Origin of the sequence: Acinetobacter sp. Q186-3, assembly GCF_013420655.1 — a bacterium.
Classification (GTDB): Bacteria; Pseudomonadota; Gammaproteobacteria; order Pseudomonadales; family Moraxellaceae; genus Acinetobacter; species Acinetobacter indicus.
The window spans coordinates 53,738-68,345 of record NZ_VOXS01000009.1 but is presented as its reverse complement, the minus strand read 5'-3'; the positions used below and the strand labels follow the sequence as shown (position 1 = coordinate 68,345).

Sequence of the window (14,608 nt, the reverse complement as noted above, 5' to 3'; positions counted from 1 at the left end):
TTAACAATTTCGGTGAATTAATAATAAAACTAGTTTAAACTTTCAAAACTGTTGAAAAAAACAATGAGCCGCTTGGTGAAAAAAAGTAAATAAACTTTCAAGCTCATACGATTGTGATTACAATTGAGCGCTTATAAAGAACTTTCATTAGCCATATTTGGATTGAAGAATTAGACCGTGACTGATGCAGCGCAAACCAAGCCTAAACATGTGATGATGATGGCCGCAGGCACTGGTGGCCATGTTTTCCCGGCCCTAGCCGTGGCCAAAGAACTCCAGCAGCAGGGAATCCATGTGTCCTGGTTAGCAACGCCTACAGGCATGGAAAACCGTTTATTACAAAACCAGAATATTCCGATTTATCAGATTGATATTCAAGGCGTGCGCGGTAACGGACTGGCACGCAAACTGATGGCGCCTTTTAAAATTCTAAAAGCCACCTTAAGCGCCATGCAGTTAATGAAAAAACACAAAGTAGAGGCTGTCGCCGGATTTGGTGGCTATGTGGCAGGACCGGGCGGTCTGGCAGCACGTCTGCTTGGTATTCCGGTCATTATTCATGAGCAGAATGCGATTGCCGGCTTTACCAATACCCAGCTGTCACGTATTGCCAAAACTGTTTGTCAGGCGTTCCCGGATACATTTCCGGCCAGCACTAAAATTGTCACCACTGGCAACCCGGTGCGTAAAGAAATTAGTGCGACTTTAACCCCATCCTGGCGTTATCAGGAACGTGAAAAAGCAGGTTTGCCGCTGCGTATTTTAATTGTTGGCGGCTCTTTGGGCGCGCAGGCACTGAATGAACGTGTCCCAGAAGCCTTAATACAGCTGGATGTACCTTTAAATGTGTATCATCAGTGTGGGCAAAATCATGCAGACAGCACCCGGGCGCGTTATACCAACAAGCCGGACAGCTTAACGGTTGAAGTGCAACCCTTTATTGAAGATATGGCACAGGCCTATAGCGATGCCGATCTGATTATCTGCCGGGCCGGCGCACTGACGGTTACGGAAATTGCAACCGCGGGTGTGGCTGCGGTATTTGTGCCCTTGCCAAGCGCTGTGGATGACCATCAGACGGCCAATGCACAATTTTTGGCCAAGACGGGCGCGGCAAAAATCTGTCCGCAAGCCAGCATGACCCCGGACAGCTTAAAAGAACTGTTAATGCCGTTGATGAACCGCCAATTGCTCTCTGAAATGGCCAGCAAGGCGCGTCAACAGGCGCAACCTAATGCAACCCAACAAGTGGTTGCTTTAATTCAAGATTTGTAAACCGAGTAAACTATGTCTCCATCTATCCCTGCTGATCAAGTAAAAGAACTGATTAAAGTGCCTGAAATGCGTCGTATCAAACATATCCACTTTGTCGGGATTGGCGGCGCCGGGATGTGTGGCATTGCCGAGGTATTAAAAAACCAGGGCTATGACGTTTCCGGTTCAGATATTAAAGCCTCAAAAACCACCGCCCAGCTGGAAGAAAACGGCATTCGGGTGTTTATTGGTCATAGCGCAGATAATATTCAGGGCGCCAATGTACTGGTAGTCTCTACCGCGATTGATCCGGAAAACCCGGAAGTTAAAGCCGCTATTGAGAGCCGTATTCCGGTGGTGCGCCGTGCTGAAATGCTGGGTGAGCTGATGCGTTATCGTCACGGGATTGCCGTGGCCGGAACACATGGTAAAACCACCACCACCAGCCTGGTTACCTGTATGCTGGCAGAAGAAAATCTGGACCCGACTTACGTGATAGGCGGTTTGCTGAACCGTACCGGGGTTAATGCTGCACTGGGTGCGAGCCGTTATATTGTGGCTGAAGCCGATGAATCAGATGCATCTTTCCTGCATCTGGAGCCAATGGCAGCGATTGTCACCAATATTGATGCCGACCACATGGATACTTATGGCGGCAGCTTTGACAAGCTAAAAGATACCTTTATTGAATTCCTGCACAAACTGCCATTCTATGGTTTGGCAGTGGTTTGTGGTGATGATGCCAACATCCGTGAAATTATGCCGCGCATTGCCCGTCCGGTGCTAACCTACGGCTTTAATGAAGACAATGATATTCGCGCAGTCGATGTTGATCAGGACGGTATGCGTACCCACTTTACCGTATTGCGTAAAGACCGCGAGCCACTGCGTGTTACCGTGAATCAACCAGGTCTGCACAATGTACTGAATGCCTTGGCCGCCATTGGTGTGGCGACGGATGAAGGTGTTTCTGATGGTGCGATTTGCCGTGCACTGGAAGGCTTTAGTGGTGTAGGTCGCCGTTTCCAGGTGCAAGGTGAATTTGAACTGGACGGTGGCAGCATCAAACTGGTCGATGACTATGGTCACCATCCTAAAGAAGTGGAAGCCACCATTAAAGCAGCGCGTCAGAGCCATCCGGACCGCCGTCTGGTGATGTTGTTCCAGCCGCACCGTTTTAGCCGTACCCGTGACTGTTTTGATGACTTTGTTGAAGTGTTATCGCAGGTCGATCAACTGCTGTTGCTGGAAGTGTATCCTGCCGGTGAAAAAGCCATTGTGGGTGCCGACAGCCGCAGTCTGGCACGTAGTATCCGTTTGCGTGGTCAGGTTGAGCCAATCCTAATTGATCCGGTTGAGGGCAATCTGGAAACACTGGTACAAAAAGTGTTACAACCGAATGATTTGTTATTGACCCAAGGTGCGGGTAATGTAGGAGCAATCTCCATCGAGCTTGCTCAAAATAAATTGTATTTAAAATAATCACCCAAAGTGATATTTGAATTTGGTCGCTCAGTGTAAAGTTTAAGGATATAAACGTGTCAAATGCTTCAAAGTTCGGCAAAGTTGCCGTGTTATTTGGTGGAAAATCTGCCGAGCGTGGGGTGTCTCTGGATAGTGGACAGGCAGTGCTCGATGCGCTGCTGCGCGAAGGCGTTCAGGCAGAAGCGTTTGACCCGAAAGATCGCAGTGTGACCGAACTGGTCAATTATGATCGTGCCTTTATTGTCCTGCACGGCCGCGGCGGTGAAGATGGTCAGATTCAGGGTGTACTGGAATGGCTGAATGTGCCGTATACCGGTACTGGCGTACAGGGTTCAGCCATTGGCATGGACAAGGTCAAAACCAAACAGGTCTGGCAAGGTTCCGAGCTGCCAACAGCGCCGTATCGTATTGTCACCAAAGATTCAAACCCGGCTGATATTGTCGCTGCATTGGGTTTACCACTGATTATCAAGCCGGTACATGAAGGTTCCAGTATTGGCATGAGCAAAGTCGAACGTATTGAAGACTTTGCTGAAGCGATTGCCAAAGCCACCGAGCATGATGCAGTGGTGATGGCTGAAAAATGGATTACCGGTCGCGAGTTCACGATTGTCTTACTGAACGGTCAGGCCTTGCCGGTGATTCGTCTGGAACCGCCTAAAGATGTGGCGTTCTATGACTATGAAGCCAAATACAACCGTAATGATGTGCAATATGGCATTCCATGTGGCTTAACCGAGTCGGAAGAGCAGCAGTTACAGGTCTTGGCCCTGCGTGCGTTCCAGGCGGTAGGTGCCAGCGGCTGGGGCCGTATTGATGCAATGCAGGATGAACAAGGCAATTTCTGGCTGCTTGAAGTCAACACTGTACCGGGCATGACCAGTCACTCACTGGTGCCAAAAGCCGCGCAGGCGGTGGGCTACAGTTTTGATGCCTTGTGCGTGGCAATTCTTGAACAAACCTTAACGGATGCGACCCACTAAGCCATGGCTCAACTTCCTGCTTCCATGCGCCGTAAACGCGCAGCGATTACCTCGATTCACGATAAGCCACCGACGCGTAAAGAAAAGCTGACGAACCTGGGTGGATGGGTATTGCTGTGCGTGGCGATTGTGGTATTGGCAGCAGGAATCTATGGTCTATATAAAGTCATGACCGATGCACGCGTGGCTGAACTGGACGTGGTCGGTACTCGTTCCAATGCCGAACTGCGCCAGGTCATGACCCATGTTTCGCCAGTGGTCACAGATAACTATTTTACTTCCGATCTGGAACAGATTCGTGATACCGCACTGGAACTGTCCTGGGTCGATCGGGTGGTGGTGTCACGCGCCTGGCCGAATGCCATCCGTTTACGGGTCATGCCACGCCATGCGATTGCGCGCTGGGGCACCGGACGTTTACTCAGTGACAGCGGTGATGTGTTTTCGGAAGTCACACCCAAGAATAATCAGCATCTGCCGTTATTACATGGCCCGATGCATCAGTCCAAAATGATGATGCGTCGCTATAATGAAATTAACCAGTTATTTTTACCGGTGAATCTGCGTTTAAAAGAGTTATATCTCACTGACCGGATGACCTGGTTTATGCAGTTTGATTCTGGCCTGCGGGTGATTGTGGATCAGGATCAGACCATGAGTAAATTGCAGCGCCTGAGTCATCTGGCGCAAAGTGACTTCAAGCCGGTATGGTCCAGGATTTCTGCAATTGACCTGCGTTACCGCAATGGTCTGGCGATCCAGTGGAAAAACTCGGTGGCACCAAAAATTGCCAATGGTCATTTTGTTGTAACGATTGATGACACAAGCATTGCGAATGCAATAGCAGCAAAGCCATAATACTTGGCTTTAAAAATAGAGGCATTAAGCCATTAATTAAACAAACATGTGATGGTAGTAAATAAATGAGTGAAGCTGTTCCCTCGGTTGTTGCGATTGACATTGGGACACACAAAGTTTCAGTTTTGATTGGTAAGGTACACGCGCCAGACAATATCCAAGTGATTGGTATGGCTACCGCTCGTAACCGAGGCATGAATAAAGGAAAAATTGTAAGTCTCGATAAAGTCATTACAGCCATTAAAAATGCCGTTCAAGAAGCAGAAGATATGGCGGAATGCCGGGTGCATTCAGCCTGGATTTCTATTCCAAGTGCAGAATTAAAAAGTTTTTATGCTGCGGGGCGTACCCCAATTGAAAATAGTGACCACACAATTACAACAAGTGAAGTGGTTCGTGCCTTAGATCTGGCCAAAGCCAGCCATTTAACTTCAGACCATTATCTGGTCAGCGCGGTGCCATTGGGCTTTGATCTGGATGATTCCGGTGAATGGGTACAAAACCCGATCCGTATGTCGGCGCATAGCATGACCGGTCATTATCAGCTGATGATGCTGCCGATTAGCACCATGCAGAATCTGGACCGTGCCTTAAAAGGGGCCAATATTGGTGTAGAAAAAATGGTGGTGTCGCATCTGGCCACCGCTGAAGCCAGTTTACTGAAAGATGAAAAAGAATATGGCGTGTGCCTGGTTGATATTGGCGCCGGTACCACCAATATTGCGGTCTATCTGGATGGTCGTCTGGCGCTGTCACAAACCCTGCAGCGTGGCGGTGAGCATGTGACCCGTGATATCGCGGCGGTATTGCAGACCACCACCGAAGAAGCCGAGCGGATTAAACTGCTTTACGGTTGCGTCGATTTAAAAGTGGTCAAACCTGATCACATGATTCAGATTCAGGGCATTGATGGTCCGCAAACCATCAGCCGGATTGAACTGTCGGAAATTATTATTGCGCGTTATGAAGAAATTTTTGCGCAAATCCGTCAGGAACTGGAAAACAGTGGCGCCATTCATGGCTTATATCATGGTGTGGTGCTGGCTGGTGATGCCTGTCAGATTGAAGGCATGGTCAGTCTGGTACGCCGCACCCTGGGTGTGTCTGCGCATTTGGGCAATCCGCCGGTACAGGTTTATGCCGATGAACCGCATCAGGCTGCCTTGCGCCGTTCGCAGTATGCAACCGCAGCGGGCGTGCTGATGTATAGCCAGAGCTACAGTCAGGACACCATTGTCGAAACCGAAGACCCGGAGACCTTATCGGTCTGGGCGCGTGTAGGTCGTGCCTGGTCAGGACTCAACGAAAAACTGAAATCAATTTTTTAGTTGATTTTTTAGGGAATATTGTTAGGAAGTTGTACGGATTATCGCTTGTACTTGACAAGGCAGCCGTTGGACAGCATTCTTAAAAACAATTTTTTATTAAGATCAAGGCAGTATACGGGCTGAAGTGACTGCCAATTATGAATTAGGAAAGCTAAAGGTCATGGCCTCATTTGAATTTTTTGAAGATGATCAAACCGATAACAACGGTCAAGCCCGTTTCACTGTATTTGGTGTAGGTGGTGCAGGCGGTAACGCCGTACAGCATATGCTGGAATCAGATATCCAGGGTGTGAAATTTGTCTGTGCCAATACCGATAAACAGGCACTGGACCGCATGAATGCACAGTGCAAAATCCAGCTGGGCGAGCAAAGTACCCGTGGTCTGGGCGCAGGGGCTAATCCGCAAGTGGGTCAAACCGCTGCTGAAGAAAGCCGCGAGCTGATTCGCCAGCAGTTAGAAGGCACCGATATGGTGTTTGTGACTGCCGGTATGGGCGGTGGTACCGGTACCGGTGCTGCACCTGTTGTCGCTGAAATTGCCAAAGAAATGGGCATTTTAACTGTCGGTGTCGTAACCACACCGTTTAACTTTGAAGGTAAACGCCGTCTGCAATCTGCAGAAAAAGGTATTGAAGCTTTAGAGCAGCATGTTGATTCCCTGATCATCATTCCAAACCAGCGCTTGTTAAAAGTGTTCCGCGACATTTCCATGAAAGATGCTTATAAAAAGGCAGATGACGTGCTGTTAAATGCCGTGCGCAGTATCTTTGATTTAGTGGTACGTCCGGGTCACATCAACCTTGACTTTGCCGATTTGAAAACGGCCATGAGTACCCGTGGCTATGCCATGATGGGTGTCGGTCTGGGGCGTGGTGAAAACCGTGCCCGTCAGGCAGCAGAGCAGGCGATTCGCAGTCCGTTACTGGATAACGTGACCATCATGAATGCCAAAGGTATTCTGATTAACGTGACCGGTGGTGATGACGTGACCTTTGGTGAAATTGAAGAAATTACCGATGTTGTCAACCAGATTGTCGATCTGGATGAAGGCCAGGTATTCTACGGTACCGTATTTGATCCGGATGCGCGTGATGAAATCAGCGTGACCGTAATTGCCACTGGTTTGACCCGTAATTCAGCCGATGCGGTTGAGCCAGTCAAGCGTTCTTCAGTGGTGCAGTCTGCACAGGCAACCGCTCAACAGCCGGTTGAAGAAGATGATGTTCCGGCCATTCAGCGTCAGGCAGAGGCAGCGCCGGCCATCAATGCGACTGCAGGCAGCAGCAATAATTCACGTCCAACGCCAATGAGTATTCAGGAATATCTTAAAAATCAACAACGTAAATAATTTTTACGATATAGATTTTTATTCCAGAACTTGTAAAAGGTAGCCAAATGGCTACCTTTTTGTTTTTTATCAATGGCTAAATATGCTAACGTATAGCGGTTTTATATACAGATGAATTGAGAGCATGTTGAAACAACGTACCCTAGAACGTGTCGTGAAAGCGAGTGGTATAGGTCTGCATAGTGGACAGAAAGTCATGATTAACTTTGTGCCGCACCATGCTGACGGGGGAATCGTGTTTCGCCGTATTGACCTGAATCCACCGGTCGATATTCCGGCCGATGCCATGCTGATTCAGGAAGCCTTTATGTGCTCGAATCTGGTTCAGGACAATGCCAAAGTCGGCACCATTGAACACATTATGAGTGCGCTGGCGGGTCTGGGAATTGATAACCTGATTATCGAGGTTTCCGCCTCTGAAGTGCCAATTATGGACGGCAGTGCCGGTCCCTTCATCTATTTATTAATGCAGGGTGGCTTAAAAGAGCAGGATGCGCCAAAAAAATTCATCAAGATTTTAAAACCGGTTGAAGCGCTAATTGATGATAAACGTGCCATCTTCACCCCGCATGACGGTTTCCAGCTCAATTTCACCATCGATTTCGATCATCCCGCCTTTAAAAAAGAATATCAGTCTGCCACTATCGATTTTTCTACCGAAACCTTTGTCTATGAAGTCAGTGAAGCACGCACCTTTGGCTTTATGAAAGATCTGGATTATTTAAAAGCCAACAATCTGGCCTTGGGTGCCAGCCTGGAAAATGCCATTGGGGTCGATGACACTGGTGTGGTCAATGAAGAGGGCCTGCGTTTCTCGGATGAATTTGTTCGTCACAAAATATTAGATGCGGTAGGTGACCTGTATTTGCTCGGTCATCAAATTATTGCGAAATTTGATGGATATAAATCGGGTCATGCATTGAATAACCAGCTCTTGCGGAATGTGCAAAAAGATCCAAGCAGCTATGAAATTGTAACATTTGATGACATTAATCAATGTCCAATTCCGTATGTGAGTGTGACATAAGTCATTGTCTTTCCTTGGTGATGTTATAATGTAACATCTAAAAAAGTGAACTAATTCTCGTTTTTATCGGTTTTGTATTTTTTAGATTGGCGCAATGTTACTTTTTATTGCTTGCCAAACGTAACAAAGCTTGGCTAAGCTTAGGGTCGCTCACAAAGTCAGCAGCACCGCGAAGCATTTCCTGGGTTTCTGTACTGAGTGTTCTTGAAGATTTTTCCTGTTTTGGGGGCGTTTGCAACTGCGGTTTTAACCGGACCTGAATCTTGTGTAAATCTTGAAGTTCTGCCAATTGTGATAGCTGAGCAACATACTGTTTTTGCAAATAGGCCAGTTGACTCACCATCGCCTGATTGGTGCCAGTAATGGTAAGAATCCCTTGCTGATAACAAACAACCTGCCAAAGTTCGGGTTGGGGCAACAAGGGTTGAATAATTTGAGTAAGTTTCTGCCAGGCAGCAACTTGCGTTGAGAGAAACGTTAGGTTTCCTGTTTTTATGTGTTTTCTTGTTTGGCGAAAGACGTTACAAGGCTCGGACATACATATTTCCTTCATGTTTATGTCTTAATCTTATGCGCTCCTTTCAGTGAAGATCAAGGAAGAGATCACCAAGGAACTCTGAGTAAGAACAGTTTTTATGAGGTTTTTATGCATACGCGACGTATTTTATTAGCGTTTTCTTTGGCGGCTTCTGCGGCGTCAGTGGCTTTTGCTGATCTGGTTGACTTAAACAGCCAAAATTCATCGACAGACCGTATTGAAGAATTGACCCGCACCCTGGCACAAGGGACCTATAGCGAGTCACAAGACATCAATATTCCGGCGCAAACTGAAATTAATGTCAAACTGCGTGAAAAAACGGTTGAATTAAACAACGAATCTTTAGCGAAAAAATACGGTTCAGCGTCTTCTGCGAAATCTTATAGCGCTAATCCATATAGCTGGTTAGTGGCGCATCCTTTACCAAATGCCCGTGTAAGCTCAAACTATGGTGGTCGTACCATGAATGGTCGTGCTGAACGTCATTCAGGTTTAGATTTAGCAGCGCCAAGCGGCACACCAATTTATGCCACTGGCCCGGGTATCGTAACTAAATCAGGTTGGGGTACAGGTTATGGTCAATATGTTGAAATTAACCATGGCAATGGCTATTTAACCCGTTACGCTCATGCATCACGCTTAATTGCACGTGTCGGCGATCGTGTTGCTGCAGGTGAGCATATTGCAAACGTGGGTTGTACAGGTCGTTGTACCGGTCCTCATTTACATTATGAAGTAGTAAAAGACGGCGTTCGTAAAAACCCATCAACTTACCTGGCAATGCTGCCTTAACAGCTTGCGGCTTTTGCTCAAAAGGCCTAATTTTTGAGCACGTCATGCATTAAGACCTTATAACGATTATATTATCACTCAAAAGAATATTGTCTGTATATTAAACCGCCGCTATTGGCGGTTTTTTGTTATTTTGGGTAATAAAACGTCAATAGATATTTTTTCTCGAAATACTAGTCTAAAGTCGTATTCACCGATGGCCATACCTTTAGAAAGCAGAAATATGGTACATATAAACCATATAATTAGGATTCAGGAATGACCGACTATGGCGTATTATGGTGATACCGACGCGCAGGAAACCCAAGAGTGGCAGGACGCGTTTGATTCAGTTTTGCAGCACATGGGAACCGAGCGTGCGGCATTTTTATTAGAAAAACTTTATCAACGGGCAATCGCGAAACACGTTCCCATTCAGCGTCTAAATACGCCTTATTTAAATACCATTTCAGTTGAAGAGCAACCACCAATGCCGGGTGATCAGGATATGGAGCGTCGTATCCGCGCCCTGATTCGCTGGAATGCACTGGCGATGGTGCTGCGTGCTAACAAAACGGGCGATGATCTTGGTGGTCACCTGGCCAGTTTTGCTTCTTCTGCCACCCTTTATGATGTTGGCTTTAACCATTTCTTCCGTGCCAATAGTGATAACTTTGGCGGCGACATGATCTATTATCAAGGTCACTGTGCTCCGGGTATCTATGCACGTTCTTTCCTTGAAGGTCGTCTGACTGAAGAACATTTAAATAACTTCCGCCGTGAAGTCGGCGGTAAAGGTTTGCCATCTTACCCACACCCATACCTGATGCCAGACTACTGGCAGTTCCCGACCGTATCCATGGGTCTGGGTCCGATCATGTCGATCTATCAGGCGCATATTCAAAAATACCTGATGAACCGTGGCCTGATCAAAGAAGAAGACCGTAAAGTCTGGGCTTATCTGGGCGATGGCGAAATGGATGAGCCGGAAAGCCTGGGTGCGATTTCACTGGCGGGTCGTGAGAAGCTGGATAACCTGATCTGGGTGGTGAACTGTAACTTGCAGCGTTTAGATGGTCCGGTACGTGGTAATGGCAAGATCATTCAGGAACTTGAGTCATTATTCCGTGGTGCTGGCTGGCGCGTGATTAAAGTTGTCTGGGGTCGTCATTGGGATCCGCTACTGGATAAAGACAAATCTGGTGCACTCAAAGCGATTATGGAAGAAGCAGTAGATGGTGATTACCAGCGCTATCAGGTGAAAGGTGGTGCTTATGCACGCGCACATTTCTTTGGTAAATATCCAGAAGCAGAAGCTTTGGTTAAAGACCTGAGCGATGAAGATATTGATAATCTGAACCGTGGTGGTCATGATCCGTACAAAGTTTTTGCTGCCTATGCAGAAGCGACCAAGGCCAAAGGTCAGCCAACGGTCATTCTGGCAAAAACCGTAAAAGGTTATGGTCTGTCTGATGAAATTGAAGCGGTGAACAAGACGCACCAAATCAAGAAAATGCAGCTGGAATCATTGAAGTACGTACGTAACCGTTTCAACCTGCCATTTACCGATGAGCAGCTGGAAGAAGTGCCATTCTATCGTCCAAGTGAAAACTCGCCTGAAATTAAATATATGAAGGCGCGTCGTGAAGCACTGGGCGGCTACTTGCCGGCACGTCGTAAAGACAGCGAATCTCTCGCGATTCCTGAGCTGTCGGTGTTTGATGCAGTGCTGAAAGGTTCAAACGGTAAAGAACAATCGACCACCATGGTGATGGTGCGCCTGATCTCTGCGCTGTTAAAAGAAAAAGCCATTAAAGACCGCGTAGTGCCAATTGTTCCAGATGAAGCGCGTACCTTCGGTCTGGAAGGCATGTTCCGTCAACTGGGTATTTATGCCGCACATGGCCAGAAATATACCCCGGAAGACCAGGAACAGTTGATGCATTACCGTGAAGCCAAAGACGGTCACATGCTGCAGGAAGGGATTAACGAAGCCGGTGCAATGAGTGCCTGGGCGGCGTTGGCGACCAGTTATTCGACCAATAACCTGCCAATGATTCCGATGTACATGTACTACTCGATGTTTGGTTTCCAGCGGATTGGCGACATTGCCTGGGCAGCCGGTGATGCACAGGCGCAAGGTTTCTTGCTCGGTGCAACCGCAGGCCGTACTACCCTGAACGGTGAAGGTTTACAGCATCAGGACGGTCACTCGCACATTCTGGCCAATACCATTCCAAACTGTGTCTCTTATGACCCATGTTTCGGTTATGAACTGGCGGTTATCGTCCATGACGGTTTACAGCGCATGTATGTCAATCAGGAACGTGTGTTCTATTACCTGACGGTTATGAACGAGAACTACGAGCATCCTGAAATGCCACAGGGCGTTGAAGAAGGCATCAAGCGTGGTATGTATCTGCTTGAAGAAGATGAGAAAGCCACGGTTCAGCTTCTTGGTTCCGGCGTGATTCTGCGTGAAGTGATTAAAGCCGCGAAAATCCTGCGTGAGGAATACCAGATTCACTCCAATGTCTACAGCGTGACCAGCTTCAACGAACTGGCGCGTGATGGTATGGCATGCGAAGAATACAACCGTCTGCATCCGCTAGCGGAAGAAGCCAAAGAGCCGTGGGTATCGAAACAGCTGCGTGGTACGGACGGTATTGTGGTATCTGCAACTGACCATATGCGTGCTTATAGCGAACAAATCCGTGCTTATCTGCCAGACAGCCGTCCGTTTGTGGCGCTGGGTACAGATGGTTATGGCCGTTCGGATACACGTGCCAACCTGCGTAGCTACTTTGGTGTCGATGCCGCGCACATTGTGGTGGCGACCTTGAAGAAACTGGCCGATGAAGGCGAAGTTGATGCGCGTCTGGTCAAAGATGCCATTTCAAGCTTTGAGCTGGATACCGACCGTCCGGTCGCGTGGGCACCACAGGCTACGCCTGAGCTGCACGCTGTGGCTGACTACAAAGAGGAGAACTAATCATGCACATTACGACTCCTGATATTGGTGTAGATAAAGCCACCGTGGCCGAAATTCTGGTCAAAGTCGGCGATAGCATCGCGGTCGATGACAGTATTGTGCTGCTGGAATCGGACAAAGCCTCTGTTGAAGTGCCAAGCACTTCAGCCGGGGTGGTGAAAAGCATTCTGGTCAATCAGGGTGATGAAGTCGCAGAAGGCGCAGTGCTGATTGAACTGGAAGCCGAAGACGGGACCTCACAAACTGTTGAACCACAACTGGCCGATGCACCGCAAAAAACGTCGGAAAATACCCCGACCTCATTGTCTGATCAGGACATTATTGCGGAAGTGAGCAGCCATCAACCTGCGGCAGCCTCGCAAAACCAGACAGCAGCGGCTGGCAGCGTTGTAACCGTTGAAGTGAAAGTACCGGATATTGGTGTAGAAAAAGCGCTGGTTGGTGAAATTCTGGTTCAGGTCGGCGATCAGATTGATGTCGATCAGAGCATTGTGGTGGTGGAATCGGACAAAGCCACGGTGGAAGTGCCAAGTACGGTATCGGGTACGGTGGCCTCTATTGAGATTCAGGCTGGCGATAGCGTCAAAGAAGGTGTGGTGATTCTGACCGTGGCCACGGCAGAGGCAGCACCAGCAGCTGAACAGTCGCAAGCTCAAGCCGAACAGCAACCCGCTGCTCAGGCGGCGCCTGAACCCAAAGCTGAACCAGCAGCGCCAGCTTCTGCAGCACCGGCGGGTGATGTCGAAGTGAAGGTCCCGGATTTAGGGGTTGATAAAGCCGCGGTTGCAGAAATTCTGGTTCAGGTCGGTGATACGGTCGAAAAAGATCAAAGTATTATTGTGGTGGAATCGGACAAGGCCACGGTTGAAGTGCCAAGTACCGCCGCGGGTGTAATCAAGGCGATTCATGTCGAGCTGGGCCAGAATGTGTCAGAAGGCATTGCCTTGGTGACTATTGAGGCGGAAGGTCAGACAGCGCCTGCACCGCAAGCAGCAAAAGCTGAAGCGCCAGCACAAAAAGCCGCACCTGCTGCGGCAGCCGCACAGGCCTCAAGCGCTGTACCGAGTACACATACTGCAGACAAGCTCACCAAAGAGCAAAATGCAGCGAACTCGAAAGTATATGCTGGTCCTGCAGTGCGTAAACTGGCACGTGAACTGGGTGTCATCTTGGCCGATGTCAAAGCTTCCGGTCCACATGCACGGGTTATGAAAGAAGACTTGGTGGCCTATGTGAAGTCGCGTCTGACAGCACCGCAAACTGCTCCGGCGGCCGCAGCGGTGGCAGCAGCACCATCGGGCTTGCCGAAATTGCCAAGTTTCGATGCGTTTGGTGGTGTGGAAGAGAAAGCTTTAACCCGCTTGCAGCAAGTGTCCATTCCGCAGCTGTCTTTAAACAACTACATTCCGCAAGTAACTCAGTTTGATGCAGCAGATATCACTGAACTGGAAGCATGGCGCAATGAGCTGAAAGGCAACCTCAAGAAAGACGGCATCAGCCTGACCATTATGGCCTTTATCATTAAGGCGGTGGCCTACTTGCTGAAAGAAGAACGCGAGTTTGCCGGTCACTTGTCTGATGATGGCAAGTCTGTGCTGCTACGCAATGAAATCCATATGGGCATCGCCGTGGCGACACCAGATGGCCTGACGGTACCGGTACTGCGTAATCCGGATCAAAAATCAATTAAGCAGATTGCAGTTGAATTGGGCGAGCTGGGCCAAAAAGCGCGTGACAAGAAACTGTCACCGAAAGACCTGCAAGGCGCCAACTTTACCATTTCCAGCCTTGGCGCAATTGGTGGTACTGCCTTTACGCCGCTGGTGAATTGGCCGCAAGTGGCAATTCTGGGGATTTCTCCAGCCACCATGCAACCGGTCTGGAATGGCGAAGGCTTTGATCCACGCTTAATGCTGCCGTTGTCGCTGTCTTATGATCACCGTGTGATTAATGGCGCAGATGCAGCCCGATTTACCAACAAGCTGACCAAGCTGCTCAAAGATATCCGGACTTTGTTAATCTAA

The 14,608-nt window shown here is 48.5% G+C and carries 11 protein-coding genes; 10 read left to right on the top strand and 1 reads right to left on the bottom strand.

The window, feature by feature from the left end:
- The first annotated feature begins 177 nt into the window (after positions 1-177).
- From murG to lpxC, 7 genes are all read left to right on the top strand, one after another.
- Complete coding sequence (gene murG, locus FTT64_RS09585) at positions 178-1,275, top strand: undecaprenyldiphospho-muramoylpentapeptide beta-N-acetylglucosaminyltransferase (protein WP_180182313.1); 1,098 nt, start codon at positions 178-180, stop codon at positions 1,273-1,275.
- A gap of 12 nt (positions 1,276-1,287) precedes the next feature.
- On the top strand, positions 1,288-2,736 hold the full coding sequence (murC, locus tag FTT64_RS09580) for a UDP-N-acetylmuramate--L-alanine ligase (protein WP_016658738.1): 1,449 nt from the start codon (positions 1,288-1,290) through the stop codon (positions 2,734-2,736).
- A 56-nt stretch (positions 2,737-2,792) separates the two neighbouring features.
- Positions 2,793-3,722, top strand: a complete 930-nt coding sequence (locus FTT64_RS09575) for a D-alanine--D-alanine ligase (RefSeq protein ID WP_016658739.1) — start codon at positions 2,793-2,795, stop codon at positions 3,720-3,722.
- Positions 3,723-3,725: 3 nt separating this feature from the next.
- Positions 3,726-4,580, top strand: coding sequence for a cell division protein FtsQ/DivIB (locus tag FTT64_RS09570; protein WP_005180814.1), 855 nt, complete (start codon positions 3,726-3,728; stop codon positions 4,578-4,580).
- 65 nt (positions 4,581-4,645) lie between these two features.
- Positions 4,646-5,908 carry a cell division protein FtsA gene (gene ftsA / locus FTT64_RS09565; RefSeq protein ID WP_005180811.1) on the top strand — a complete coding sequence of 421 codons (1,263 nt, stop codon included), beginning with the start codon at positions 4,646-4,648 and terminating at the stop codon, positions 5,906-5,908.
- 160 nt (positions 5,909-6,068) lie between these two features.
- Complete coding sequence (gene ftsZ / locus FTT64_RS09560; protein WP_005180810.1) at positions 6,069-7,256, top strand: cell division protein FtsZ; 1,188 nt, start codon at positions 6,069-6,071, stop codon at positions 7,254-7,256.
- Positions 7,257-7,380: 124 nt separating this feature from the next.
- Positions 7,381-8,283 (top strand): UDP-3-O-acyl-N-acetylglucosamine deacetylase, encoded by a 903-nt coding sequence (lpxC, locus tag FTT64_RS09555; protein ID WP_005180809.1) that lies wholly within the window; start codon positions 7,381-7,383, stop codon positions 8,281-8,283.
- A gap of 97 nt (positions 8,284-8,380) precedes the next feature.
- Here lpxC and FTT64_RS09550 read toward each other — a convergent pair whose 3' ends face one another.
- Positions 8,381-8,821, bottom strand: a complete 441-nt coding sequence (locus FTT64_RS09550) for a hypothetical protein (protein ID WP_016658741.1) — start codon at positions 8,819-8,821, stop codon at positions 8,381-8,383.
- A 108-nt stretch (positions 8,822-8,929) separates the two neighbouring features.
- Between FTT64_RS09550 and FTT64_RS09545 the strand changes: the two genes are divergently transcribed.
- The 3 genes from FTT64_RS09545 (at position 8,930) to FTT64_RS09535 (ending at position 14,608) form a co-directional block, all read left to right on the top strand.
- Positions 8,930-9,613, top strand: coding sequence for a M23 family metallopeptidase (locus tag FTT64_RS09545; RefSeq protein WP_005180807.1), 684 nt, complete (start codon positions 8,930-8,932; stop codon positions 9,611-9,613).
- A 268-nt stretch (positions 9,614-9,881) separates the two neighbouring features.
- On the top strand, positions 9,882-12,584 hold the full coding sequence (aceE, locus tag FTT64_RS09540; protein ID WP_104505658.1) for a pyruvate dehydrogenase (acetyl-transferring), homodimeric type: 2,703 nt from the start codon (positions 9,882-9,884) through the stop codon (positions 12,582-12,584).
- Between the two features lie 2 nt (positions 12,585-12,586).
- On the top strand, positions 12,587-14,608 hold the full coding sequence (locus tag FTT64_RS09535; RefSeq protein ID WP_180182312.1) for a 2-oxo acid dehydrogenase subunit E2: 2,022 nt from the start codon (positions 12,587-12,589) through the stop codon (positions 14,606-14,608).